25 protein-coding genes and 1 pseudogene are annotated in these 26997 nt (G+C 41.5%); 19 read left to right on the top strand and 7 right to left on the bottom strand.

Annotated features, from left to right (window positions below; all coding sequences use genetic code 11):
• Positions 1 to 437 precede the first annotated feature (437 nt).
• The 6 genes from walR to htrC all read left to right on the top strand — a co-directional run bounded on the left by walR (position 438) and on the right by htrC (position 7266).
• Positions 438 to 1145, top strand: a complete 708-nt coding sequence (gene walR / locus LNN34_RS20865) for a cell wall metabolism DNA-binding response regulator WalR (protein ID WP_044160404.1) — start codon at positions 438 to 440, stop codon at positions 1143 to 1145.
• A 6-nt stretch (positions 1146 to 1151) separates the two neighbouring features.
• Complete coding sequence (gene walK, locus LNN34_RS20860) at positions 1152 to 2987, top strand: cell wall metabolism sensor histidine kinase WalK (RefSeq protein WP_044160205.1); 1836 nt, start codon at positions 1152 to 1154, stop codon at positions 2985 to 2987.
• Positions 2977 to 4344, top strand: a complete 1368-nt coding sequence (yycH, locus tag LNN34_RS20855) for a two-component system activity regulator YycH (protein WP_044160402.1) — start codon at positions 2977 to 2979, stop codon at positions 4342 to 4344. The genes walK and yycH overlap by 11 nt, the downstream gene beginning before the upstream one ends.
• Positions 4331 to 5176, top strand: a complete 846-nt coding sequence (locus LNN34_RS20850) for a two-component system regulatory protein YycI (protein ID WP_044160203.1) — start codon at positions 4331 to 4333, stop codon at positions 5174 to 5176. The genes yycH and LNN34_RS20850 overlap by 14 nt, the downstream gene beginning before the upstream one ends.
• A gap of 14 nt (positions 5177 to 5190) precedes the next feature.
• Positions 5191 to 5985: an MBL fold metallo-hydrolase gene (locus tag LNN34_RS20845; protein WP_024123515.1), complete on the top strand. Its 795-nt coding sequence runs from the start codon at positions 5191 to 5193 to the stop codon at positions 5983 to 5985.
• Between the two features lie 81 nt (positions 5986 to 6066).
• Positions 6067 to 7266 carry a serine protease HtrC gene (gene htrC / locus LNN34_RS20840; protein ID WP_044160202.1) on the top strand — a complete coding sequence of 400 codons (1200 nt, stop codon included), beginning with the start codon at positions 6067 to 6069 and terminating at the stop codon, positions 7264 to 7266.
• A 196-nt stretch (positions 7267 to 7462) separates the two neighbouring features.
• Here htrC and rocR read toward each other — a convergent pair whose 3' ends face one another.
• A complete protein-coding gene (rocR, locus tag LNN34_RS20835) occupies positions 7463 to 8845 on the bottom strand; it encodes an arginine utilization regulatory protein RocR (protein ID WP_059353213.1) in 1383 nt (460 codons plus the stop codon).
• Positions 8846 to 9086: 241 nt separating this feature from the next.
• On the opposite strand from rocR, the gene rocD reads away from it, so the two are divergent.
• The 3 genes from rocD to rocF all read left to right on the top strand — a co-directional run bounded on the left by rocD (position 9087) and on the right by rocF (position 12885).
• Positions 9087 to 10292, top strand: coding sequence for an ornithine aminotransferase (gene rocD, locus LNN34_RS20830; protein ID WP_059292135.1), 1206 nt, complete (start codon positions 9087 to 9089; stop codon positions 10290 to 10292).
• Between the two features lie 224 nt (positions 10293 to 10516).
• The gene (locus LNN34_RS20825; RefSeq protein WP_044160196.1) at positions 10517 to 11920 is read left to right on the top strand and encodes an amino acid permease; all 1404 of its coding nucleotides are present in this window, start codon (positions 10517 to 10519) and stop codon (positions 11918 to 11920) included.
• 74 nt (positions 11921 to 11994) lie between these two features.
• Entirely contained in the window at positions 11995 to 12885 is an 891-nt protein-coding gene (gene rocF / locus LNN34_RS20820; protein WP_229044481.1) for an arginase, read from the top strand.
• A 40-nt stretch (positions 12886 to 12925) separates the two neighbouring features.
• Here the strand turns inward: rocF and LNN34_RS20815 are convergent, their stop codons facing one another.
• Both LNN34_RS20815 and LNN34_RS20810 read right to left on the bottom strand, forming a co-directional pair.
• The gene (locus LNN34_RS20815) at positions 12926 to 13042 is read right to left on the bottom strand and encodes a Phr family secreted Rap phosphatase inhibitor (RefSeq protein WP_010332587.1); all 117 of its coding nucleotides are present in this window, start codon (positions 13040 to 13042) and stop codon (positions 12926 to 12928) included.
• Positions 13043 to 14140 carry a Rap family tetratricopeptide repeat protein gene (locus tag LNN34_RS20810; protein WP_229044479.1) on the bottom strand — a complete coding sequence of 366 codons (1098 nt, stop codon included), beginning with the start codon at positions 14138 to 14140 and terminating at the stop codon, positions 13043 to 13045.
• A 108-nt stretch (positions 14141 to 14248) separates the two neighbouring features.
• On the opposite strand from LNN34_RS20810, the pseudogene LNN34_RS20805 reads away from it, so the two are divergent.
• The 6 genes and pseudogenes from LNN34_RS20805 to fdhA all read left to right on the top strand — a co-directional run bounded on the left by LNN34_RS20805 (position 14249) and on the right by fdhA (position 18693).
• A pseudogene (locus LNN34_RS20805) lies at positions 14249 to 14709 on the top strand (GNAT family N-acetyltransferase).
• A gap of 155 nt (positions 14710 to 14864) precedes the next feature.
• Entirely contained in the window at positions 14865 to 15596 is a 732-nt protein-coding gene (locus LNN34_RS20800) for a YiiX/YebB-like N1pC/P60 family cysteine hydrolase (RefSeq protein ID WP_059353216.1), read from the top strand.
• A 10-nt stretch (positions 15597 to 15606) separates the two neighbouring features.
• Complete coding sequence (locus LNN34_RS20795; RefSeq protein ID WP_059353217.1) at positions 15607 to 16770, top strand: hypothetical protein; 1164 nt, start codon at positions 15607 to 15609, stop codon at positions 16768 to 16770.
• An 18-nt stretch (positions 16771 to 16788) separates the two neighbouring features.
• Complete coding sequence (locus tag LNN34_RS20790; protein WP_202646816.1) at positions 16789 to 17037, top strand: DUF2651 family protein; 249 nt, start codon at positions 16789 to 16791, stop codon at positions 17035 to 17037.
• Between the two features lie 196 nt (positions 17038 to 17233).
• Positions 17234 to 17404, top strand: coding sequence for a hypothetical protein (locus LNN34_RS20785; protein ID WP_229044476.1), 171 nt, complete (start codon positions 17234 to 17236; stop codon positions 17402 to 17404).
• A 62-nt stretch (positions 17405 to 17466) separates the two neighbouring features.
• On the top strand, positions 17467 to 18693 hold the full coding sequence (fdhA, locus tag LNN34_RS20780; protein ID WP_229044474.1) for a formaldehyde dehydrogenase, glutathione-independent: 1227 nt from the start codon (positions 17467 to 17469) through the stop codon (positions 18691 to 18693).
• A gap of 32 nt (positions 18694 to 18725) precedes the next feature.
• Here the strand turns inward: fdhA and LNN34_RS20775 are convergent, their stop codons facing one another.
• Positions 18726 to 19139, bottom strand: coding sequence for a hypothetical protein (locus LNN34_RS20775; protein ID WP_059353220.1), 414 nt, complete (start codon positions 19137 to 19139; stop codon positions 18726 to 18728).
• A 184-nt stretch (positions 19140 to 19323) separates the two neighbouring features.
• Between LNN34_RS20775 and LNN34_RS20770 the strand changes: the two genes are divergently transcribed.
• Positions 19324 to 19494: a CxxH/CxxC protein gene (locus LNN34_RS20770; protein ID WP_003236479.1), complete on the top strand. Its 171-nt coding sequence runs from the start codon at positions 19324 to 19326 to the stop codon at positions 19492 to 19494.
• An 80-nt stretch (positions 19495 to 19574) separates the two neighbouring features.
• Positions 19575 to 20054 carry a 23S rRNA (pseudouridine(1915)-N(3))-methyltransferase RlmH gene (gene rlmH / locus LNN34_RS20765; RefSeq protein WP_003226975.1) on the top strand — a complete coding sequence of 160 codons (480 nt, stop codon included), beginning with the start codon at positions 19575 to 19577 and terminating at the stop codon, positions 20052 to 20054.
• A gap of 337 nt (positions 20055 to 20391) precedes the next feature.
• Here the strand turns inward: rlmH and LNN34_RS20760 are convergent, their stop codons facing one another.
• Positions 20392 to 20952, bottom strand: a complete 561-nt coding sequence (locus tag LNN34_RS20760; protein ID WP_229044472.1) for a hypothetical protein — start codon at positions 20950 to 20952, stop codon at positions 20392 to 20394.
• A 690-nt stretch (positions 20953 to 21642) separates the two neighbouring features.
• Here LNN34_RS20760 and LNN34_RS20755 point away from each other — a divergent pair.
• Both LNN34_RS20755 and LNN34_RS20750 read left to right on the top strand, forming a co-directional pair.
• Positions 21643 to 22935 carry a reverse transcriptase domain-containing protein gene (locus tag LNN34_RS20755; protein ID WP_029318553.1) on the top strand — a complete coding sequence of 431 codons (1293 nt, stop codon included), beginning with the start codon at positions 21643 to 21645 and terminating at the stop codon, positions 22933 to 22935.
• Positions 22936 to 23035: 100 nt separating this feature from the next.
• The gene (locus LNN34_RS20750) at positions 23036 to 24568 is read left to right on the top strand and encodes a caspase family protein (protein WP_059353221.1); all 1533 of its coding nucleotides are present in this window, start codon (positions 23036 to 23038) and stop codon (positions 24566 to 24568) included.
• A gap of 298 nt (positions 24569 to 24866) precedes the next feature.
• Here LNN34_RS20750 and LNN34_RS20745 read toward each other — a convergent pair whose 3' ends face one another.
• Entirely contained in the window at positions 24867 to 25172 is a 306-nt protein-coding gene (locus tag LNN34_RS20745; RefSeq protein ID WP_029318555.1) for a nucleotide pyrophosphohydrolase, read from the bottom strand.
• On the bottom strand, positions 25169 to 26815 hold the full coding sequence (locus LNN34_RS20740; protein ID WP_059353222.1) for a DUF2075 domain-containing protein: 1647 nt from the start codon (positions 26813 to 26815) through the stop codon (positions 25169 to 25171). Before LNN34_RS20740 ends, LNN34_RS20745 begins: the two co-directional genes overlap by 4 nt.
• Positions 26816 to 26997: the final 182 nt, after the last annotated feature.

Here is a 26997-nt window from a genome sequence, read left to right as displayed (position 1 = left end):
TAGAGCAACGGACTGAAAATCCGTGTGTCGGCGGTTCGATTCCGTCCCGAGCCACTTACCAAACGCATCTGCAATCGTAGGTGCGTTTTTTCTTTATAAAAAAGAGAAACATGCGGAGTGTTATAATAGAAGAAAAAGGGAGAACCGGCCCTGCGGCCGGTTCAAAGAAGAAGACGTCAATGAAAAGACGCACGCAGGTGAGGGGAGGTTTCATTTAAATTATCATTTTTAAGAAAAGTTGAAAAACATGACAAAAGATAGACAACTGGTGGATGAAGGTGAAAAATGTGTTTTTTTCTAAACCTTTATTTTTTTTATCTTTTGACCTTAAACCGTTATAATAGACAAGGACCCATTGTTCTATTTGGGCCATAAGTGATGTAACGAATGTGATATAGATGAAATGAAGACCATTCGGCAGGAGGAAATCAAAGATGATGGATAAAAAGATCCTTGTAGTAGATGATGAAAAACCGATTGCAGATATATTAGAATTCAACTTAAGAAAAGAGGGCTATGAAGTGCATTGCGCCTATGACGGAAATGAAGCCGTTGAAATGGTGGAAGAGCTTCAGCCTGATTTAATTCTTTTAGATATTATGCTTCCGAATAAAGACGGCGTTGAAGTATGCCGTGAAGTCAGAAAGAAACACGATATGCCTATCATTATGCTGACGGCTAAGGATTCAGAAATTGATAAGGTCATCGGGCTTGAAATCGGCGCGGATGACTATGTTACGAAACCATTCAGCACACGAGAGCTTTTAGCCCGTGTGAAAGCGAACTTGCGCCGCCAGCTGACAACAGCGCCAGCGGAGGAAGAATCATCCTCCAACGACATTCATATCGGCTCCCTCGTCATCTTCCCTGACGCGTATGTAGTGTCAAAACGGGATGAAACGATCGAATTAACCCATCGTGAGTTCGAATTGCTGCATTACCTGGCAAAACACATCGGACAAGTCATGACACGTGAGCACTTGCTGCAAACGGTCTGGGGCTACGATTACTTTGGGGATGTCAGAACGGTTGACGTAACAGTGCGCCGCCTTCGTGAAAAAATTGAGGACAACCCAAGCCATCCAAATTGGATTGTCACACGCCGAGGCGTCGGTTATTACTTGAGAAACCCAGAACAGGACTAATGCCCAATGAATAAGGTTGGTTTTTTTAGGTCGATCCAATTTAAGATTACCTTGATTTATGTGCTTTTGATTATCATCGCGATGCAAGTCATTGGTGTGTATTTTGTCAATCAGGTAGAGAAGTCGCTGATTACCTCTTATGAACAGTCGCTTAATCAGCGAATCGACAACCTTTCTTATTATATTGAGCAGGAATATAAGAGTGATAATGACAGCACCGTCATTAAGGATGATGTCAGCCGTATTTTGAATGACTTTACGAAGAGTGATGAGATTCGGGAAATTAGTTTTGTTGATAAAAGCTATGAAGTGGTAGGCTCTTCAAGGCCATATGGAGAAGAAGTTGCAGGGAAACAAACGACGGATCTCATTTTCAAAAGAATTTTTTCTACGAAACAGTCTTATTCTAGAAAATATTATGACCCGAAAAGCAAAATAAGAGTCCTCATTTCAGCAAAGCCCGTTACGACTGAAAACCAAGAGGTTGTCGGAGCGATTTATGTAGTAGCGAGCATGGAAGATGTCTTTGGCCAAATGAAGACCATCAACACGATACTGGCCTCCGGCACTGGCTTGGCCCTCGTTTTGACAGCCCTTCTCGGTATTTTTCTGGCCAGAACCATTACCCACCCGCTTTCAGATATGAGGAAGCAGGCAATGGAGCTTGCGAAAGGAAATTTCTCCAGGAAGGTTAGAAAGTACGGACATGATGAAATTGGACAGCTCGCCACAACGTTTAATCACTTAACGAGAGAGCTTGAAGATGCTCAGGCAATGACAGAGGGTGAACGCAGAAAGCTTTCCTCTGTTATTGCCTATATGACGGATGGCGTTATTGCCACAAACCGAAACGGCGCGATTATTCTCTTGAACAGCCCGGCGCTGGAGCTGCTGAACGTTTCACGTGAAACAGCCTTGGAAATGCCGATTACAAGTCTGCTGGGGATTCAAGAGAATTATACTTTTGAAGATTTAGTCGAACAGCAGGACTCTATGCTGCTCGAAATTGAGCGCGACGATGAATTGACAGTGCTTCGTGTCAATTTCTCCGTGATTCAAAGGGAGCATGGCAAAATCGACGGTTTAATTGCTGTCATTTACGATGTAACCGAGCAGGAGAAAATTGACCAGGAGCGCAGAGAGTTTGTAGCAAATGTATCACACGAGCTGCGGACGCCGCTTACAACCATGCGCAGTTATTTAGAGGCGTTAGCGGAAGGCGCGTGGGAAAATAAAGACATTGCACCGCGTTTCCTAATGGTGACGCAGAATGAAACAGAGCGGATGATTCGGCTTGTAAACGATTTGCTTCAGCTTTCTAAGTTTGACAGCAAGGATTATCAATTTAATCGTGAGTGGATTCAAATCGTCCGATTTATGTCGCTCATTATTGATCGTTTTGAAATGACGAAGGAACAGCATGTGGAATTTATCCGCAATCTGCCGGACAGAAACCTGTATGTGGAGATTGACCAGGATAAAATTACGCAGGTGCTCGATAATATTATATCCAACGCTTTAAAATACTCGCCTGAAGGCGGACATGTCACCTTCTCGATTGACGTAAATGAAGAGGAAGAACTTCTCTATATCAGCGTTAAGGATGAAGGGATCGGGATTCCGAAAAAGGATGTCGAAAAAGTCTTTGACCGCTTCTACAGGGTTGATAAAGCGAGAACGAGAAAGCTTGGCGGGACCGGTCTGGGACTTGCTATTGCCAGGGAAATGGTTCAGGCGCACGGCGGAGATATTTGGGCAGACAGTGTAGAAGGAAAAGGAACAACGATAACTTTTACTCTTCCATATAAAGAGGAACAAGAGGATGATTGGGATGAAGCGTGAAAATATAAAAACAATATTACTTACGGTACTCGTCGTCATCAGTCTTGTTTTTACATGGAGTATATGGACATTTCAGCCTAATTTTTCTGAAGACTCGTCATCAGCAGAGTCTACAGTGCGTGAGAAGCATAAAATTGAAAAAAATACCCAAAAGCTGTCTGAAACGGTAAAACCGCGGGAAATGTTTATTCATGATGACGGTGCTCATTATAAGGTCGATGATGAAACGCTTTATGATGAAGTCTGGTCAGATTTGCCGCATTGGGATGTAAAAGGCATTAAAGATATATCGGATCAATATGATAAGGCCGGATTTAAGAGCTGGTTTTATGGAAGAGGCGGTTCTGCTGCCAAGCTTGATCTGCAATTCAGTGACACGATACCTATTGATATTATTCAAACGCTGTTTAAATGGTCCAATCAATCGTTTGAATACAGCTCGTTTGATCATATTATGATCCCATTCGATGAAACAAAAACGAATAAGAAGATTTATTTGGTATCTTACAGCAAGCAGCTTATTCTGGAAGTGACGGTTGAATCAGCAAACTACCGGAATATCATGAACGATTTAAAAAACAAAGAATCAAATATGCCTGCGTACAGCTTGTTCTCGATTGGCACAAAGAAAGAGTTTTTGCTTCCGAACAAATCGCTTACGATGGATAAAAAGGAATTTGTCACGGAATCAATTAAAACAAACACTTTTAAACAAGCGCTGTTCAGCGATCCGAGCATTGTAAGAGAAGATTCGAATTATAATAACAGAAATGTACTGACGGACGGCATCAGCCGTTTAGATGTCAGCCTGACCCAGCGGCAGGTTCAATTCCAGCAGCGTAATTTAGTGCAGAGCACTTCGTATCAAACAGGTGAATTAATCAAAAAGAGCCAGAAGTACCTAGAGGATACAGGAAGCTGGACGGATCACTATCAATTTTTTAATATCAACGACAGCCAGCAGCTGAGCTTCTATATCTTTATGGATCAGCTCCCGGTCATTAACAGCATGTCTAAACCGTTTGGCGGAACTTCGGCAATCACCGTCCAATGGGCCAATGACGATATTCTCAGCTATAAACGGCCGAACTACAGTCTTGGGACCAATCCGATTAAAACAAGTGAGACACAGCTGATGAGCGGCAGGGAAGTGAGGGCTCTTCTGTCCAGACAAACGGCGTATGATACGGACAAAATTGATCAGATTTTCCCTGCGTATCAGATGATCTCAACATCAACCAACGATGATCCTCTTGTTGAGCTTGAACCGGTTTGGGCTATGAGAATAAATGGAAAAGTGGTGCCGATTACGAAGGAATTATTGACGAAGGAGGGGGCAGACAATGGAGTGGAATAAGACAAAAACAATCTTCATCGTTGCCTTCCTCATTTTAGATATTTTCTTAGGCTATCAGTTTTTTGAGAAGCAATCTAATAGTAAAGAATATGAAGTCATTAAAAATGATGTAGAGCATGACATGAAGGCAGACCATATCACGTATGAAGGTCTGGATAAAGAAGCGATAGAAGGCTATCGGATCACAGCCAATCAAAAAGTCTTCACCAAGGATGAAATTGAATCACTCAAGGATCAAAAGCCTATGATGGATATGCCTAGTGATGATCATAAAGTAACGAACTTAAAGATGAAGTTTACGAGCCCGATTGCCCTTTCAAAGAAAAACATAGAGGACGATGCACAGGCGCTTGTGTCTTCTAAAATTCAAGATGGTGAAAAATATAAGTTTTGGAAGGTGGATAAATCTAAAAAAGAAATCATTTACTTCCAAACGTATGAAGGCCATTACATTTATCAGAAGACTGACAACTCCTCTAATATGATCGGACAAGTGATTTTGCACTTAAATGATAAAAACGAGGTTGTGTCATACGAGCAGTCGACGCTTGAAACCTTTAAACAGATTCAGAAAGAAAACTTAATTACTGAGCTTGATGCGGTTGAATTATTGTACTATCAAAATCAACTAAAAGAATACTGCACCATAAAGAGTGTCAAATTCGGCTATGTGGCGCAATATCCGCTGACAAGCACGCAGGTGCTGGCTCCGGTATGGAGAGTTACGGTGGAGTATGATAAAAAAGTGAACGGCGAGAAAAAGAAAGTGCAAGAGTATTTTACTGTGAATGCTTTGGAGAGTACGATTTTAGATACAGATCAATCAAAATAATGGAGTGAACTGAAATGAGCTTGCAATTTAGCGTTCTTGCGAGCGGGAGTACGGGAAATGCGTTTTACCTGGAAACAGAGGATCACGCGTTTTTAGTGGACGCCGGTTTGAGCGGGAAAGCCATGGACGGATTAATGGCGCAAATCGGACGTAAGCTGGATGATGTAGACGGCATTTTTGTGACGCATGAGCATAGTGACCATATTAAAGGCCTCGGCGTCATCGCCAGAAAGTACAAGCTTCCGATCTATGCGAATGAGAAGACATGGAAGGCGATGGAGAACCAGATCGGCAAAATTGATACCGATCAAAAGTTTGAGTTTCCGATGGAGACGGTGAAGTCGTTTGGCGGACTTGATGTAGAATCGTTTGGCGTCTCTCACGATGCGGCAGAGCCCATGTTTTATGTGTTTCATTGTAATGGGCGCAAGCTCGCGTTAATGACAGATACAGGGTATGTCAGCGACCGGATGAAGGGCATTATCCGCTCGGCGAATGTGTTCGTTTTTGAAAGCAATCATGATGTCGGCATGCTGCAAATGGGAAGATACCCTTGGAGCATTAAGCGGCGGATTTTAAGTGACGTCGGGCACGTTTCAAATGAAGATGCTGCGTTGGCGATGACTGATGTCATCGGCGACGAGACGTCTCGTATCTACCTCGCCCATTTGAGTCAGGACAACAATATGAAAGAGCTGGCCAGAATGTCTGTCCAGCAGACATTGGCTTCTAAAGGATTTGTGACAGGCGAAACATTTGATTTGTTTGATACCGATCCGAAAAAGGCTACTCCGCTTTGCGCTGTATAATTTTTTCTTGTGTAACATGACTATTATAGGAGTTTCTAATCCACAATATAACCATATCAACGTTCTCTGAAAGGATGGAATATGGTGGATTACGAGCGTGAAGAAGAACATAATACTCCTGAACAGCCGAAGAGAAGCAAAAAAGGTTATTTTCTTTCAAGCCTGATTGGGGTGATTGTCGGCGCTGTATTGATGGCGTTCATAATGCCGTACCTTTCAAATGAGGGGTTTGATACGGGCGAGGCAGATCAGCAGCAGACCAACGGCCGGGAATCAATTCGAACAGTGAATGTCAGTGTGAACAACGCTGTCACTCAGATTGTCAGCAATGTGTCGCCAGCTGTTGTCGGTGTCGTAAACATTCAAAAAACAGATATTTGGGGAGAAAGCGGTGAGGCTGGGAGCGGCTCAGGCGTCATCTATAAGAAAAATGACCACTCTGCTTATGTCGTGACCAACCATCATGTGATCGAGGGCGCTTCCCAAATTGAAATCAGTTTAAAAGACGGTTCGCGTGTGTCTGCTGAGCTTGTCGGCAGCGACCAGCTGATGGATCTTGCCGTTTTGCGGGTGAAAAGCGATAAAATCAAAGCTGTCGCTGATTTTGGCAATTCAGATAAAGTGAAATCTGGTGAACCGGTGATTGCGATCGGCAATCCGTTAGGCCTTGAATTTGCAGGCTCTGTCACACAGGGCGTCATATCGGGAACAGAGAGGGCGATTCCGGTTGATTCCAATGATGACGGTCAGCCTGACTGGAATGCAGAGGTGCTGCAAACCGATGCGGCCATTAACCCGGGGAACAGCGGCGGAGCTTTGTTGAATATGGACGGAAAAGTCATTGGCATCAATTCAATGAAAATCGCGGAGTCAGCGGTTGAAGGGATTGGCCTGTCCATTCCATCTAAGCTTGTGATTCCGGTGATAGAGGATTTAGAGAAATACGGCAAAGTGAAGCGTCCGTTCCTTGGAATTGAAATGAAATCGTTAAGCGACATTGCAAGCTACCATTGGGATGAAACACTGAAGCTTCCTAAACATGTGACCAATGGAGCGGTGATAATGGGTGTAGATGCCTTTTCACCTGCCGGAAAAGCGGGACTCAAGGAGCTGGATGTCATCACTGAATTTGACGGGCAAAAAATAAATGATATTGTGGATCTTCGAAAGCGGCTTTATCAGAAAAGAGTCGGTGATCGGGTGAAGGTGACGTTTTACCGCGGCGGAAAAGAAAAATCCGTTGAAGTGAAGCTGTCCTCCGCAGATCAGTTAGGAAGTTAATAAAAGCAGTCTGGCACTGATGCCAGGCTGTTTTTTATGCAAAAAAACGGAACGGGATCACGCCCGTTCCATAGAAAATACATGGATGTTACACGTGAAACAGTGTGTAAGGGCTTGTCAGCTTTCCATTTTCAGCGTTTATTTTATGGTTTGTTCTGTATGATTACTGGTTGTTATTTTAATGATGTACATAGGTTTATTTTGCGTGCAGAGAAAACTTCTTCAGCCGGTATTGCAGGCTTTGTCTGCTGATGCCGAGCTCCTGAGCGGTTTTTGAAATGTTATGGCCGTGTTTTCTAAGGATGTTTTCGATCACATATTTTTCGAAGCTCTCCATTTTTTCTTTCAAATCAGCGGCGGGCTGATGCCCTGCGGGTTCCGGCTTCGAGATGTCTGCCGGCTTGATTTTCATGCGGTATTGATATGGCAGATGGTTGGCCGTAATCGTTTGTTCATCTGTCATGAAATTCATCGCGCCCTCGATCATATGCTCAAGTTCGCGAATATTTCCCGGCCAATCATAGGATAAGAAAAATTGCTTCACATCTTCATTGATATGTTCGACATTCATTTGAAACAGGTGGTTGTTTTTCTGAATGAACTCTGACGCAAGAAGCAAAATGTCCTCTTTGCGTTCCCGAAGCGGCGGGATGATCAGTGTCACGACGCTCAGCCTGTAATACAAGTCCTTGCGCATTCGTTCACCCGCAATGGCATCAATCGGGTCTTCATTCATCGTGGCGATAATGCGCACGTCAATCGGTGTATCCTTGGTCGAACCAATGCGTCTGATTTTCCGTTCTTGCAGGGCGCGCAGCAATTTTGCCTGCAAGCTCAGATTCAGTGAGTTGATTTCATCTAACAGAAGTGTGCCGCCATGGGCTTGCTCAAACAAGCCAGGCTGGTCAACGGCACCTGTAAACGCGCCTTTTTTCGTACCGAACAGGATGCTTTCCACCAGGCTGTCAGGCAGAGCCGCACAGTTTTGAGAAATGAACGGGCCGCTTGATCGGTCGCTGCCGTTATGGATACTTTGTGCGAACAGCTCTTTTCCCGTGCCGGTTTCACCTGCGAGTAGAACTGAGGAAGACGTGCGGGTCGCCCTCTTGGCATTTTCGATGACGTCCTGAATCGCCGGACTGGTGCCGAGAATGCTGTCAAATGTGTAAGTCGCGTTTCCTTTTTTATGCATATTCTCTCTGATCAGGCGTTCCAGCTTTGTCACGTCCTTGGCAATTTCGACAGCCCCTTTGATGTTGCCGTCTTGGACGATCGGATATGTATGATTGATTGTCGTAATTTCCTGGCCTTTATTATTGAAATAGCTCTGCTTTACATTTTTGATCGTTTTGCCTTCCTGGAGGGCTTGCACAAGTGTGCTGTCCTGCTGCTTCGAAAACATAAATACATCCATCAGGTTTTTATTTAAGACGTCCTGCTTCTCCATATCTTCAATTTGCATCATTTTGTTGTTATAAACAATCGTGTTTCCATGCTCGTCCACGACGTGCAGGCCGACATCAATTTCATCCAAAATGCTCTGAAACACTAATGTGAGGAATTCGCTGTCTTTGACCAAAGTATAAACCTCCCTCATTTATTTTCTTAATATTGCTTCTATTTTATAAAAGAATAGAGAGGATATGCAAAAGAATTTTGCACTTTATAAAAATTTTCGCGTGAAATATCTGAATATTTTTGCACCCTTGCCTCGAATATTGTAGAAAATACACGAATGTGCGAGTTGGCACGAAACTTGCATTTATAAAAAGGGAAAGCAGGATATAGTGTTGAAACAGAAAACAAGGGGGAATTCAAATATGCCAGCTTTATCAAAATCCAAAGAAATTATTGATCAGACGTCACATTACGGTGCCAACAATTATCATCCGCTGCCGATTGTTATTTCTGAAGCGCTGGGTGCTTGGGTAAAGGACCCGGAAGGCAATGAATATATGGATATGCTGAGTGCTTATTCTGCGGTGAATCAGGGGCACAGACATCCGAAGATCATTCAGGCGTTAAAGGATCAGGCTGATAAAATCACGCTGACGTCTCGCGCGTTTCACAACGATCAGCTCGGACCGTTTTACGAAAAGGCGGCTAAGCTGACGGGCAAAGAAATGATTCTGCCGATGAATACGGGGGCTGAAGCGGTTGAGTCTGCGGTGAAAGCAGCGAGACGCTGGGCTTATGAAGTGAAGGGCGTGGTGGACAATCAGGCGGAAATTATTGCGTGCGTCGGAAATTTCCATGGCCGGACGATGCTGGCGGTTTCTCTTTCTTCTGAAGACGAGTATAAAAGAGGATTCGGCCCGATGCTTCCGGGAATCAAACTAATCCCTTACGGAGATGCGGAAGCGCTGCGTCAGGCGATTACGCCAAACACAGCGGCGTTCTTATTTGAACCGATTCAAGGCGAAGCGGGCATTGTGATTCCGCCTGAAGGATTTTTGCAGGAAGCGGCGGCGATTTGTAAGGAAGAGAATGTGCTGTTGATTGCCGATGAAATTCAGACGGGTCTCGGACGTACAGGCAAGACATTCGCTTGTAACTGGGATGGCATTGTTCCTGATATGTACATTTTGGGGAAAGCGCTTGGCGGCGGTGTGTTCCCGATCTCATGCATTGCGGCGGACCGCGACGTTTTAGGCGTGTTTAACCCGGGTTCACACGGCTCCACATTTGGCGGAAATCCGCTGGCATGTGCGGTGTCCATCGCCTCACTGGAAGTGCTGGAAGATGAAAAGCTGGCGGAGCGTTCTCTTGAGCTTGGCGAGTATTTTAAACAAGAGCTGGAGAGCATTGATAACCCAATCATTAAAGAAGTCCGCGGCAGAGGGCTGTTTATCGGTGTGGAACTGACGGAAGCGGCGCGTCCGTATTGTGAGCGTTTAAAAGATGAAGGACTTTTATGCAAAGAAACGCATGATACCGTCATTCGTTTTGCACCGCCATTAATCATTTCCAAAAAGGATTTGGATTGGGCGATTGAAAAAATTAAGCATGTGCTGCAAAAGGCATAAATCCGCATCATGGCGGGATATTCACTTCGTTTGTATAAATTTACAGCATAAAAATTAGCACTCCCTATTTGCTCAGCTACAGTATTTTAGTATAATGTATCTTTATGAGAAGAAGTGAATTTTATATTAAATAGATAGAGACTCTTTGGACAGCAAACTGGGATACGCATCACGATAGATGTTCCAGCTTAGATCCAATACAAGTTGCTGAAGGGGTGCAGAATGTGAATACGAACCAAGATAACGGAAATCAGCTCCAGCGGACAATGAAATCTCGCCACTTGTTTATGATTTCATTGGGCGGAGTGATCGGAACCGGTTTCTTCCTGGGAACCGGGTTTACCATTAACCAAGCGGGACCGCTCGGCGCGGTTCTGTCTTATTTAGTGGGCGGCTTTATCATGTTTTTGACCATGCTCTGCTTAGGGGAGCTTGCGGTCGCCTTTCCTGTATCGGGGTCCTTCCAGACCTATGCGACAAAATTTATCAGCCCGGCCTTCGGGTTTGCGTTCGGCTGGCTGTACTGGCTCGGCTGGGCGGTGACATGCGCCATTGAATTCTTATCAGCGGGGCAGCTGATGCAACGCTGGTTTCCGCATATAGACGTGTGGATCTGGTGTCTGGTCTTTGCGGCCCTCATGTTTACCTTAAATGCAATAACCGCGAAAGCCTTTGCAGAATCTGAATTTTGGTTTTCCGGCATTAAAATATTGATTATCCTTTTATTTATTATTCTCGGCGGAGCCGCTATGTTCGGCTTCATTGACCTAAAAGGCGGAGAGCAAGCGCCGTTTCTGACGCATTTTTATGAAGATGGGTTATTCCCGAACGGCATAAAGGCCATATTGATAACGATGATTACCGTGAACTTCGCATTCCAGGGAACTGAGCTGATCGGGGTTGCAGCCGGAGAAAGTGAAAACCCTGAAAAAACGATTCCGCGGTCCATCAAACAGACAGTATGGAGAACGCTTGTCTTCTTTGTTCTTTCTATCGTTGTCATTGCCGGCATGATTCCGTGGAAACAGGCTGGAGTCGTAGAAAGTCCGTTTGTTGTCGTATTTGAGCAAATCGGAATCCCGTATGCAGCTGATATCATGAACTTTGTTATATTGATTGCGCTCTTATCTGTTGCGAATTCAGGTTTATACGCATCGACACGTATCCTGTACGCGATGGCGAATGAAGGACAGGCCTTCAAAGCGCTGGGCAAAACAAATAAACGCGGTGTGCCGCTGAACGCGTTAATCGTAACGATGGCTGTGGCCTGCCTGTCACTTCTGACAAAATTTGCGCAGGCTGAAACCGTATATATGGTGCTATTATCATTGGCAGGCATGAGCGCGCAGGTCGGCTGGATTACGATTTCGCTTTCTCAAATCAGGTTCAGACGCAAATATATCCGTGAAGGCGGCAAGATAGAAGATTTAAAATTTAAAACACCGCTATATCCGGTGCTTCCGCTGATCGGTCTGACGTTAAATACAGTCGTTCTCATCAGTCTCGCGTTTGATCCGGAGCAGCGTATCGCGCTGTATTGCGGCGTACCGTTTATGGTCATTTGCTACATCATTTATCATGTCGTCATTAAAAAACGCAAGCAGGCAAATCGTCAGCTAGAGCTTTAAAAACGTTGTCCGCAAGTCATCTTTGTTAGAACCCGCATAAGGACATTATCTTATATGTTGAGGTGGAATCACAGATGGATAAAACGATTTCGGTTATTGGAATGCCAATGGATTTAGGACAAGCACGACGCGGAGTGGACATGGGACCAAGTGCCATCCGGTATGCCCATTTGATTGAGAGGCTGTCAGAAATGGGTTATACGGTTGAAGATCTCGGTGACATTCCGATCAGCCGTGAAAAGATCAAAAACGATGAAGAACTGAAAAACCTAAATTCCGTACTGGCAGGAAACGAAAAGCTCGCTCAAAAGGTGAACACCGTGATTGAAGAGAAAAAATTCCCGCTTGTCTTGGGCGGCGATCACAGTATCGCGATCGGCACGCTCGCAGGTACAGCGAAGCATTACGATAAGCTCGGCGTCATCTGGTATGACGCGCACGGTGACCTGAATACACTAGAAACATCACCTTCAGGCAATATTCACGGCATGCCGCTGGCCGTCAGCCTTGGCATCGGACACGAGTCACTGGTGAACCTTGAAGGATATGCGCCTAAAATTAAACCGGAACATGTCGTCATTATCGGCGCCCGGTCACTTGATGAAGGAGAGCGCCAGTATATTAAGGAAAGCGGCATGAAGGTGTACACCATGCACGAAATCGACCGCCTCGGCACGACAAAGGTGATTGAAGAAACCCTTGATTATTTATCAGACTGCGACGGCGTCCATCTCAGCCTTGATCTGGACGGACTTGATCCAAACGACGCACCGGGTGTCGGAACACCTGTCATCGGCGGCATCAGCTACCGCGAAAGCCACCTGGCTATGGAAATGCTGTATGACGCAGGCATCATTACCTCAGCTGAATTTGTTGAGGTTAACCCGATCCTCGATCATGAAAACAAGACCGGAAGAACAGCGGTAGAGCTAGTAGAATCCCTGCTAGGGAAGAAATTGCTGTAGACATGTGAAAACCCCCGCATCCCAGCGGGGGTTTTCTTTATTATCCAATCATTTTCTCAGCGACTTTCATCTCTTGTGAGTGTGATTGATGATCTGCAATAAACCAGCCGGATAAAATCACTGCTGCAACGCCTGCGCCAATTAGAAACTTTTTCATTTACATAACCTCCGTTTGTTTAATGAGTTCCTCAATTTGTAATGCTTCATAAAAAAAGTGGGCGGCTTCTTTGTAAAGCTCATTTTCCCTATACCGTTTGCCAGCCAAAATGGAAAGTTCTCTTACACTGTCGTATTCTCTCTCCGACATCAACACATCCATATGTTCTTTGCATAAGTGAAACGTTTCCGCATGACCTCCTTCTGCGTAAATGGCATATAACATATCAATTTTTGCCTCACATATTTTATTCGGCTCGGTATTTAATTTTTCCTTCAATTTTTGGTAATAATCTACGGCCTGTTCTTTCTTTTCAGTCTTAAACAGCTCTCGTATCAGCAAGTAAACAGAATGATAGTAATAGGCAGATCGTGCGTACTCTTCGTTCTGTAAAGCCTCTTCTAATGTTGAGATAGCCTCGTCTGATTTGCCGCTTTGGGCATGAAGCAGCCCAAAGTTATGTAAAAGCTGGGCCTCAAAAAAATGATCCTCTAACTCTCTCGTCATGCGAATGGCTTCATCCAAATAGGTTTCCGCCTCTTCAAACTGGTTCATCTCGGTAAAATTGCCTGACATCGTAATTAATGCGGAGGCGAGTTTCTTTTTGTAATCCGTTTCTTCTCTGAACGTTTTGACCGCTTGCCTTGTATGGTTGAGAGACACAATATTTTGTCCCAGCTTATAATAGAGCTTGCCGACCTTCAGATGAAATTCGGCTTTTTCGATCGGATCGGGGATGTTGCTGAGATACTGCTCCGCTTCTTTATAGAGCCCGATGGCAATTTCGTAATGATTTTTATAGGCTTCATACATACCTTCAAACAGAAAAAAGTAATATTTCAGCATGTCTGACGTAGCATTCATATGAGGAGACTCCTCATGCTCAAAGCCCAGCCCTCTCGCTTCATGAAGCAATACTTTATAGCGCAATTCTAATAAGGAGAAGTAGGCCAGCACCTCCTGATCCTCTTCCATATCATCCAATAAAGGCTTCACTTCTTCAAAGATACGGGCGGACTCTTCAACTTCATGTTTCTTGATCGCAAGGTACCAATCGTTGAGCATGTTAGCGATTTCTGCGGGTGCAATCTTATTCATTTGAAACTCCCTTCTCTATTCATTTATCAATCTATTTGCTATCTTGATAGTAACACCTCTTTCTATTTTATGTAAAATCCTCTAGTCAATACATAAAGGAGAGGCTATATGACCATCACGCTAACCCACATGCAGATCGAAGAATTTCGATCCTATCTTGACATACACGACTAAGCATTATGCAAGAGAAAAGGTAAAGGCAGGATCACGGCTCCCTGATGAGGCCATGCTTTTGTAACTTTTTCTGATTTGCTGCCGAATGGGCTGCAAACGCACCATCACCATTTGTGGAGTATCATCCTGAAGGGAAAGGAAACGGCTGGCTCTAGATTCACGCAGAACCGGAACACCCGCAGCAGGAAGCGTTTATTTACGATTTCGGATTGTATGAATCATATCGGGGAAAAGGTTTTGCGAAGCAAGCCTTGAACGCACTGGATGAGATAGGGGGAAACATGGGCATTCGAAAGCTGTCTCTTCACGTATTTGCCCATAATGAGACGGCAAGGCGGCTGTATGAGCGGACTGGATTCCAGGAGACGGATGTGATCATGAGTAAGAAGCTCTAGGCCTGGAGAAGGCCTTTTTTTGTGAGACAACCTTCCTGTAAATGATTTCTAAAAATTCTGTAAATCACCTAGCTACCTTCCACATTTCCCTAATATAATGATGATAAAGGAAATCATCTTTCCTAACACACATGAAAAGAGGAGATGTTAAGAGTATGAAGAAAAAGGTATCAATTATTTTGGTAGCGCTTACAATGTGCGTCGGCCTGTTTGTTTCTCCCGCAAAAGCTGCAAGGACCACGAACTATGCTGAACAAATCGCAGCGCTTCAGCCAGGCACGACCCCAGAAGAAATCACAAAATCCGCCAGCCAGATTGCCAAACAGCAGGGCGTAAAGACCGATGTCATTCTCAAACAGTTCTACAATGAAATCACCGCCGATAAAGCAGAAGGAGACCAGCTCGCCAAGGAAAGCGGCATGTCCATGATGGGCGGCTCATCCGGTACGAAAAAACTTCCCACAAGCTCGAAAGGAAACATCTACTACACCAACTCCTACACAGCCTACTACAACCATGGCCACGTCGGCATGTACTCCGCCGCTGACAAAATTGTTGAATCTGTTCCAAGCGACGGCGTCAGACAAATTGCTTATAACGCCAGAGACGTGGAAGACAACTCCATCGTACAGACAGTCAATGTCACTTCATCACAGAAAACATCCGCTGCCGACTGGGCGGTATCGAAAGTCGGTGACTCATACTCGTTTAACTTCGTCAATAACAGAAATACCGGCCATGACGGCGCCAAAAACTGTTCAAAGCTCCTGTGGTCCGCATTTTTGCTCAAAGCCGGCATTGATATCGACAGCAATAAAGGGTTAGGCGTTTACCCGCGCGACATCACAAGTTCTTCCTATACGACAACCGTCATGACCATCAATTAGGGAGACGGATATGAAAAAGTGGATGATCACCATCGCCTTGCTGATGCTCGCAGGAATCCTATTATTTGTCTTCGTTTCTCCTCTAAAAAGCCATAAAGCCGTGAGTCAGCAGGATCTCCGAGACCCTGATTTTCTGGACGGTAAGGACATTCTGCTGTATGTCTCAACCTCTGCGGATCAGGATGCATTCGGCGGCGGGAAAAGCTATGCCCTGTTTATCAGCCAAGACGGTTCGCTGTCGTCATTTAAGATGAAGGGCCTTGAGCTGGGCTCAGCCAAGGTTCACGGCGACAGTGTCATGCTGGAGGACAAAAACACGATTTTCACGATCAAAAACGGACTGCGTTCCTATAAAAGAACGTATCAGCACACCGGTGACAGCGCGGGCTTTTTGCAAAATACAGACGGTTTTTACACCCTCTACAACTCCGGCTACGACAAAAAGGGAGACGGGTACCGTTCAGAGCTGTACCGCCAGATGAACGGAGAGTGGAAAAAAGACGTCATCCCCTGCTACATCCGAGCCTCGGGTTTTCACGATGGCGCCATTTACGCACTTGTCCCGACAGACGACGAGAAAGGCTACCAGCTCCTTCAGATTCAAGCCGATCAAAAGAAGCTCACATATCAAACCATCACTGAATGGCAGTATCGGGAAGGAGCCTCAATCGAGTCCCAGCTTGCTGCGGACGATCAAGCTGTATATGTGATGGTTCGGGGGCAAAAAGCCAGCAATCTCTATCAAATGGTGAAAATCAATAAGAAAAACGGCAAAGTGGAGCTTTACGATATCGCCGAATACAAAAACGACGAGCAAACAATATACAGCTCTATGCCGTTCAGCTTCAAAAAAAGCTTTTTCTCGTATCACGGGTCACTTTATTTCATTGACGGCTTCGGAAAGGTATACAAGATCGATGCAAAGACAGGAAAAAGCCGGATTGCCTTCGCCCTTTCCCCAGAAAAAATGAAGGCCGATTTCAAAGAAATCACACAAAAAGGCAGCAGCCTCTATTTCTTCACATACACCTACAACCAGCCTGCATACATTGAACAATACAGCCTGAAAACCGGAAAGAAAGTGAAGGAAAAAGAGATCGGGAAGGTAAAGGAGATCGTGACGCCGAAGAGTCATTTGAAGCTGTATGATTTTGAGGTGATGAAGGATTTTTAAGGTGAAGGGGGTTCCGACTTGGGAGCCGTTATACTGCTCATCGTATTTGTTTTTCCGATGATATCAGGCGTAATTGGTGCAGCGGGTTATTTCATATGGAAGAAAGTTTGGATTGGTCCGCTCATCGTGCTTATTGCGAGTTTAATATTGTTGTTTACGTTAGCCTCTGGCAACAGTTCATTCATGTTTTGGGTTGTGCTTTATACTGCAATTGCGTTAGCAACCAGTGTTGTCACATTATTTCTCAGGAAATTATTATTCAACTGACCGCTGTTTATGAAGAGACTTGTGAAGTCTCTTTTTTCTGTTGCGCAATTTGATACATATCAATGATAGAACGTTGTCCAGCCTCCATCTAAACGAGGTTCAAAACGATAAATCTCGAATGGCCTTTTAAAACAAACAAAGTGTTAATTGTTGTAAAATAAATATATAAAATGGATGCAGATAAAGGAGGAATCATATGCACACCAAACGTGTCATTCTTCTGGCCGTTATCATCAGTCTGATTTCGGCGGCTACGATGTTCCTGTTAAACGGAGGTAAAGCAGATTGGTTGGACATCCTCGGAACCATTATCGGCTGTTTACTTGGCATATTTGTTGTTGTAAGAATACAGAAAAAGCAGGCGTGAAAAAGGGAAAGGGTCATGCCGAACCGAAGTCATGTTCAAGGACGCAAAGTCCAAACACATGAATGGGAGGAATGGCGTTGACAGGAAACAAAGCGGTTGTGTACAAAGGCAAAGGGACAGTAGCAGTGGAGGATATCGGGTATCCGGAGTTAATCTTGAAGGACGGGCCCGGCGTTCCGAAGGCGAATGTGAACCGGAAATGTGAGCACGGGGTGATTTTGAAGGTAATTACCACAAACATCTGCGGAAGCGATCAGCACATGGTCAGAGGCCGCACGACGGCGCCTGAAGGCTTGGTGCTCGGGCATGAAATTACCGGAGAAGTCATTGAAACGGGACGGGATGTTGAATTTATCAAAAAAGGCGACATCGTGTCCGTTCCTTTCAATATTGCCTGCGGGCGCTGTGTGATGTGCAGAACGCAGAAAACGCATGTGTGCCTGAATGTTAATCCTGATCGACCGGGATCGGCTTACGGCTACGTGGATATGGGCGGCTGGGTCGGCGGGCAGTCGGAATACGTCATGGTGCCGTACGCCGATTTTCAGCTGTTGGTATTCCCTGATAAAGAACAGGCGTTAGAAAAGATTCTCGATTTGACGATGCTGTCCGACATTTTCCCGACCGGATTTCACGGTGCTTACACAGCTGGTGTGCAAACAGGTTCTACCGTTTATATCGCAGGAGCGGGACCTGTCGGCTTAGCCGCCGCACACTCCGCCCAGCTACTTGGCGCTTCCGCAGTGATTGTAGGCGATTTGAATGAAGACAGACTGGCACAGGCGAGAAGTTTCGGCTGTGAAACGGTCAACGTGCAAAAACACGACCGCCTCGGCGAGCAAATTGAACAAATACTAGGTGAACCAACCGTTGATGCCGCAGTGGACTGTGTCGGTTTTGAAGCATCCGGACACGGCAACCAAGGGGAAGCGCCAGCCGCCGTGCTGAACTCGATCATGGATGTCACCCAGGTAGGCGGTAGCCTTGGCATTCCGGGCTTATATGTCACCGAAGACCCGGGCGCAAGCGACGCAGAGGCAAAAAAAGGCTCATTAAAAATCCGATTCGGCCTAGGCTGGGCAAAAGCCCACACCTTCGTCACCGGACAAACGCCTGCCATGACATACAACCGCAATTTGATGAAAGCGATCCTAAGCGGCAGAGCGCAAATCGCAAAAGCCGTCAACGCCACAGTTATTTCTCTGAACGACGCGCCAAACGGCTACAGCGACTTTGACAAAGGAGCGGCGAAGAAATTTGTGATTGATCCGCATGAAACATTGAATTAAAAAAAAGCCGGCCGTTCAATCGGACGCCGGCTTTATTGCTGATAATCGGTTTCTTCAAAGCGATCTCCTGATTCGTCTTGGACGATTAAATCCCCTTCAATTTTGTCCAGTCCAATCAAAATATAAGGGTTTTTCTCATTTGCCTTGGGAGCAGGTTTTCGCTTCACAGTTACAATCGTTTCTTTAGGTGAGTATTTGACGTCTGACACCTCAAGCTTTTTCTCTTTCTCGCTGCTTCCGAGAGACACAATAACCATCTTTCTCCCTTCTGATATGGTGAAGACTTGGTATCCTTTCACATCATCATATGTTTGAAGGTAATTTGCGTATAATTCTAGCTCGGAACTGCCTTCACCGATTCGATCCTTCTCCAACACCCAATAAGACGACTGACACCCAGCAAGCAGCAACATGATCACAAAAAGCCAAACCCATCTGAAGCGCACATGTAGACCTCCCCAAACATCGGTTACATCCAAACTAACATACGAGCGAAATAGAGTCATCAACAGCTTGTTTGTCGAATTGTGGATAAAACTCAGCCCGAAGCACTACTAACATGTGAATAAATAGGTTATATTGGGAAGAGAATATTTGCAAAAACGCAAGAAACCATCGGAGGATTAGAACATGAAACAAACGTATTATTCCTGTGAAGAACACATCGAAACCGTGCTGGATATGTACATAGACGATCACGAGCTGCCGCCCGAAATCAGAAAAATCGAACATACTAACAGTTTATCCACAGCCTGTGAATTATGTGGAGACCCCGCAGTATATATAGTGGGGAACGAATGATCTTACACAAAATACAGAAAAGATATCCACAATTGTGGACAACATATATGAATAACTTGTTTCTAAAGTGGGGATGACCTGTGAATATCAATATTGTGACAATCGGAAAACTAAAAGAAAAATACCTCAAGCAAGGCATTGAAGAATACACAAAACGACTTTCGGCCTACGCAAAAATCGACATCATCGAACTCCCGGACGAAAAAGCGCCGGAAAACCTAAGCGACCAGGACATGAAAATCATAAAAGACAAAGAAGGCGACCGCATCCTATCAAAAATCAGCCCTGATGCCCACGTCATCGCCCTCGCCATCGAAGGAAAAATGAAAACATCCGAAGAACTAGCCGATACAATAGATAAGCTGGCTACATATGGAAAAAGCAAAGTCACCTTCGTCATCGGCGGATCACTCGGATTGAGCGATGCAGTGATGAAGCGAGCGGATGAAAAGCTGTCGTTTTCAAAGATGACGTTTCCCCATCAGCTGATGCGGTTGATTTTGGTGGAGCAGATTTATCGGGCTTTTCGGATTAATCGTGGGGAGCCGTATCATAAGTAGATGAGATTTTACCTGTATACCAAAACAGTCCCTTCCCCAACAAATGGGGGAGGGACTGTTTTGGTTATATTAAAGTTTGTATTGTATATTTGAATTTACAACAAAGGGAATGACATTAGGTAATACAGCTGAAAATTATCAACCCACAGATTGTTTCAAATGCTTTTTTTCTTTCTCAATTAAAGATTTGAAATATTGAGTTGGATTATCCCCAAAATTCTGTTTCTTGTTTTTTCAATATAGAATTGAATGATTTTATCAGCACTTCTTTTAGGAAAAGCAATATTAATTAAATTAAATAAATCTCTACCATTATGTGTGTTAATAAAAATTTTCTTTAACAGATTATCGGCGTAGCAAATAAAAAAACCTCATGCGTTTTTGATTCATTCCAGTAAAGTGTACTCCAACATGTTAGATAGGTTAAATCCCATGCTTGATTCATACAACCTTTTTCAATTCTTTCTAATAAATCGCTATTAGTGTGTTTAGGTGCTTTGATACCATTTTGATTGGAAAATAACATAACAAGATATCTATTGATATATTGAGAGATGAGTAAATTGTCAAAGTTCCAACTTAGGACTTCTAATAATTTTTCTAAAGGAGCCATGTCAGAGTCTCGATATATATTAACTAAATGCAACATGCTGGCATAATTCATTAGGAAGTGATCATTAGTGTCATGATAAGTGATTGAGTTTTCATATGGAATATTGAAAAAGTTACACTTTGGAATCTGGTCTATTGTGCCACGAGCTAAATTTAACCAAATCTGAGGTGGATAAAAATCGAAAATATCATTAAAATTATTTAGCTCTATTTTAGCATTGCAAGAATCGTTGTATCTTGATGCATTTTCCATTATTGCTAATCCAGCACTGATTGGAACCTCCATTCAATTGAGCCCATAACATTAAAAAAGCAATCATTCTTTTTTCCGTAGTGTCTTTTAGATCACCATTTTTAGCAAGAGACAATAAACTACTAAAAAGGTTTCTATCAAGAATTAAAGAAACTTCTTTTTCCTACGTAGAATGTTCTAATTTCAGATAATCAATCGATCCGGTTGATGCCTATATTGGGTGGAAAACTAGTTGAGTATCATTAATTGAATCCCAAATCAGTTGAAGATCATCGACTTCTAAAAATAAAAAATCATATATTTACATAATATATTTTATATTTTTCAAGATACCTAATTTCAGATCTTAGGTCAAAACATGACTTTTGATTGACTTTTTTGACTATTTAAATTTTAGATGGTAATATTAATATGGTTAACGCCTCATAAAAGTAGTTATGAGGGAAATTGGTGAATTTCTGTCAAGCTTTATCTCAATTGTAATCATAATACTTATCCAGTCGATTACAATCGATAACGCTTCTGAATAACTTGGCATTTGGATACCTCCAATCGTCATAAACAACCAATTTAATATACTGATTATAGTATAAGCTATTAGTGCATTCAGTAGCCTCTTTATAGGCTAGCAATGGTCTATAATTCGAAAGGAGAGTATGCTAGCAGGGTTTTTGATAGAGAGTAATAGGCTACGATTACATACCCCTGCTAGCTCTGCCAAATATGAATGAAAAAAAGTATCGTGTAAAGGGTTATAAGCACCTTGATAATAAAAAATCAATTGAAAAAGTTAAGAGTAAAATCCAGAACCCTCGATGGGTTGCTAAACATGGTTTTTACCCGTTTATGCATTTTGAAATTAAATTTCAAAAATATAGCAGAAAAGAAAAAAAGCGAAAAGAAAAAGTTCGTAAAATTTTCTATGCGTCTCATATGGATAGCTATATCTATAAGTACTATGGGGACAAGCTAAATAACCACTATAATTCTGTTGTAGATGAACTAGGTATTAATGAAGTTGCAACTGCATATCGGAATAACTTATCTGGAAAAAGTAATATTAACTTCGCTAAAGAAGTTATTGATTTTATAAAAGTGCAGCAAAGTGCATATATTTTTGTTGCTGACTTTACTAATTTCTTTGATACATTGGATCATAGGTATCTTAAAGAGAAAATCCGCTATGTTCTAAAAAAGGATACCTTACCTGACGATTATTATAATGTCTTCAAGAATATAACAAGATTTAGTTACTTTATTAAAGATACTATAGAAGCAGAATTAAAGACAAAATACACTGAAAGTGAAATTGAAAGTAGTTATAAATATTTCACAGAGAAGGAATTTAGAGCATTTAAGCATAAAAATATTTACAAGAATTCTAAAAGGTATGGAATTCCTCAAGGAGCGGGTATCAGTTCAGTCTGTTCTAATATTTATTTGCTGGACTTTGATAAAAAAATACAAAAATATGTTAAAGAACAAAATGGGCTATATAGAAGATATTGTGATGATTTAATTATAGTTATTCCTATTGAAGGAGGCATTCAAGACTATAACTATCAAATTCATCAAAAAATTTTGGAAGATATAAAAGAACAGATTCCAAATTTAGAAATTCAACTTGAGAAGACAGGGAATTATTTTTATAACGATAATCAGATTATCGATTTAGACTTAAATGAGACAATATTAGACTATCTAGGGTTCAGTTTTAATGGTAAAGAAGTTCGAATTAGAGAAAAAAGTCTTTTTAAGTATTATACGAGAGCATATCGTAAAGTAAGGATATGCAATCGTAAATCAAAAAAATTCGGTCGTAAATCGTATAGGAGAGAATTATATAAGAACTACTCTCACTTGGGAAAAAGTAAGAAAGGGCATGGGAATTTTATTAGTTACGTTGAAAGAGCACAGAAGATATTTGATGAAGATTCAAAAACTATAAATCTTATGGAAACACAAGTGAAGAAACACTGGAAAAACATTCAATCACGATTAGAACAACCAGAATAATATAGACAAGCCCAATTTTCTTTAATAAAAATTGGGCTTGTCTATTTATATGGTTATTACAATCTTAATCAGATAAACAAGTGAAGCTGGGGTGATTTATATGGGAAGGATAAAGGCATTTATAGTAGGAGTTAGTGATTATTCAGGTATCGGTGCACCTGATTTACCATTTTGTAAAACAGACATAATTAATGTTAATAAAGCGTTAAGAGAAGGATTACAGCTGGATGATATGGATATTTTTCAAATGGGTATGACAAATAACGGTCATGTAGCAATCGTCGATTTTGTACATGCCCTTGAGCTTTTTATTGGCAATTTACAAAAAGATGATATATTTATTTTTTATTTCTCAGGTCATGGGACTTCTAGTGAAATTCATAATATTGTTTTTAGCGATGGTTTATTATGTACTCAGGACATAATTAATAAAATAGGCGAGTCATTAGCTAAAAGCAAAGTATTGCTTATAGACTGCTGCTATTCAGGTAATTTTAGAGTTGAAGGTACAAAAAGCACTAATTTAGAAGAATCTATAGAATCTTTTCAAGGTAGCGGTTATGCGATATTAAGTGGTAGTAACGCTATTGAACCTTCTTATGGAGGGAGCAATGGAAGTATATTTACAAATATTTTATGCGATGGACTGACGAATAAATTTTTAATAAAAAAGGGAGAACTTTCACTTTATGATTTGCAGTTGTGGGTAAAGAGGTTACTTGAGATTCATACTTTAAATAATCCGGATACACCTCAGCATGCTATATATAGAGCTAATATAGGAGGTACAATTTATTTTAAAATTTCAGAGTATACTCCTTATAAAAAAGATAATATTTACCTTGAAAACGAGGATTACATCATTAAGAGTGTGGAACCTGTCCATCATGGTTCTAAAAAAAGGTACGCGGCAAAAATACTTCTTAAGAAACCATTCTCGGATGCAGAAATAGCAGACGTCTCAACAAAAATTAAAAAAAGATTACTGTTTTGCGATGTATATAATAACAAAATACAAGAAGATAGATATAAAGGCTGTCCATCAGATATAATATGGATTTATTTCACTTTTTATGAAAGTGATATTTTACGAGGAAATTATTATTGTAAAACTACTTGGGTAAGCGATAATCAAGATAAGACTTATTGGTATAGTTTGAAAGGCTCTAATAAACGTTTAATAAAAGGTGTTCATTTTGAGTTTTATCCCCAATATAAGATAATTAGTAATTTTATTTTTGATAATACCAAGCCTAACGATGAAGTACTATATAAAGTTAAAGAAATTAGGTATCAAATGATAACATATGCTGAATCTATAATTTCATTATTTAATGAGTATCAAAATGAGACTATTTTTGAAGATGAGTTATTTGCAAGTGTAACACCTTATTCGTCAGTGTTGGATAGTTTATTTTTTGAATCAAATGACTTACCTTTTTCTGATGAGACATTATCAGAATGGGTACAAGCTAACATAACCTTATTTAGCACAATACATGATTTTACTCTGTTTTATAATGAGAAATTTCGTAACATTAGAGATTCTGCCAATAGAAAGTTAGTAATGCAAAGTACGGTGTTAAGGTATTATGAAGACTTAAAGGTTTTAAAAGAACTAGAACAAAAGTAGATACACTACGGAGAGCCTTACCATAAGTGAATGAGGTTACTTCTTTCTTAAAGTAGTAAACAGGCATACTTGAATATGCCTGTTTTTAATAAAATCCTAAGTTTAATAATTTACATTAGCAAATCCAAAGTAAATTTTAAACTCAGTATCTATGATTAATTTCTGTCACTCAGCGGTAAGTTGAGCTACAATATATTCAGAAGAATCAATCTATTTGTTAATCATTCCAAAAATATATCGTCATGCACTTTTATTTTTTGAGGAGTGAAGATTGCTTTAATTATTGTAAGAAATATAATTACCCTTGAACCGGATACTTCCGACCGTTCTTCACAACCTTCTCCTCAATAATCTCTTTCACATCCATCTTAAGATCTGAACAAAGCATCAGCGAATAGATAAGAACATCAGCAATTTCTTCACGAATGTTTTCCTCGTTTGCTTTGAGTGCTTCTTCGCTGCTTTTCCATTGGAAGTCTTCTAACAGCTCGGCCGCTTCAATCGAAATAGAGATGGCAAGATCCTTTGGGTTGTGGTATTGTCTCCAGTTGCGTGCGTCTCTAAATTCATTAATCGTGTTAATTAAATCTTTGATTTCGCTCATTTTTTCCTTCTCCTTTTTAACTCTAGCAATCTATTTCTTAATTTTACATCCGTTGCGTAAATGTAAAGACCGTTGATGCCTCTTTTCATGAGGACGTTGATAGAGTTTAGAATAATCTCTTCCTTTATTTTCTTAATTTTCTCGGCAGACATGTCATCTCGTTTGGTGAATGCGCCTGTATCTTTATATTTTGCAGTGTCGATGAAAAGCTCATCCTTTTCACTATCATAGCTGACAGAAGGTCCTAGAATGACGCCAACATAATTTAGGTCAAAACCTTGAACAGTATAGATTGAACCAACCTCTTTAATAGAATCTGCATGTTCTGCCCAAGTCCATTTGTCATTTGTAGAATTCCATGGCATGTTAATGCCTTCCTCATCGACCATATAAGTAGCACCATCTTTTTTATGGATATAGTCAAAGGTCGAGACAATACGTGATAGACCTACTTCATTATTCTTTTTTTCAATTGCAGCTTTAAAGTCGGCATGGTCCTCAAAGATTTTGAGTTGGAAGGTATCATTATTTTCTTGCGGCAGAGGGAGCAATTGTTTTGAGACAAAATGGTTAATCCACTTTAGTGTGTCTGGATTTGCATTCATTCTCATTTGCTCCGTGAGCTTTACTGTTTTCGCATGATATTGATTGGTGATCTCCTCAAGCAACCTTTCATTCCAATAGCTTTTAATTTTTAACACTTGTTTAGGATCGAAGATGACAATAGTGATACTACTGCGTTTAATGATTTCCTCTAGCTGATTTCGATAGTGGAAATTATTGTATCTATCCTCTTTGGTTAAAAGCAGATGAGCCTCATCTACTAATACAATATCAGCTGTTTCCCCTGTTTTTGACATTTGATTTATAAAGGAGGTAGGCTTCATTAAGTTTTTTTTCTTTAAATTTGGTAAGCTGTTTGCGATGCTTTTATACGTCTTCAGCATTTCACCATGGTTCACAAGTAAGTAATTGTTCTTGTTTTTTAAATGTGAATTTTCATCTTTAGATAAATCCTGAATCGTGTTAAATAGAGAGCTCAGTAAGACACTTTTCCCTGTTCCGGCATCTCCTTCTATAGAAATGACATGGTTACCTGGTTTTTCAATATGCGCCTTGCAAAAATCAAGAATTTCATTTTTGATTTCCACCTGCTGGGGAGAGAGCTCTTTATACGGAGATAGTTTGTAAATATCTTTATTTCTGAGGTTTTCAAGGGTGTCGCTGACAACATTCTCTTTCCGAAGCTGATTCCAAATTTCCTCAAAAAGATGTTCGTTATAAAATTCTTTTTGATAATAATGATGCATTTCTCTCGATCTTGTCTGACTGACATTTTGCAATTGGTAGTGATTTTCGGCAATAAAGTAATTAATAAGATTTGTCTCAATATTGTAGGAAGCTGACTGATGAAATCTTTCATGACCAATGAAAATGGTTCGCGTTAGACTTATTCGCTTCTTGTCTCTCAAATGATTTTTCAATCGTCGTGCAGCCTGCACAGTCTGCCCAATATATGCAGTCGGCTTCTTTTTTTCGTTATAAAGAATGTATACAATCGGATTGTTATCTAATCGAGATGCCTTCAACGCAAGAATTTGTTCTGTATTAAAATCTCTTTTTTCAAATACAAGTTCACTCATATGACTAGCCCCTGTTATGTCTTTTTTACTGTCATCGTATCATAAATTTAACAAATGATCTCAGAGTTTATGAATCAGTCATGAATTTTTACTAAAATGAAATGTTCTAAAATCTAATAATTTTAATGTGTGATCTAGTTAATTATTCAATATTTAAACAAATGTGTCGAAAAAAAGAAAAG

The sequence above is a fragment of the Bacillus sp. AF23 genome (assembly GCF_020861455.1).
Lineage (GTDB): Bacteria > Bacillota > Bacilli > Bacillales > Bacillaceae > Bacillus > Bacillus halotolerans.
Note: the sequence above shows the minus strand (reverse complement) of the source record. Positions and strands in the feature narration are given on the sequence as shown.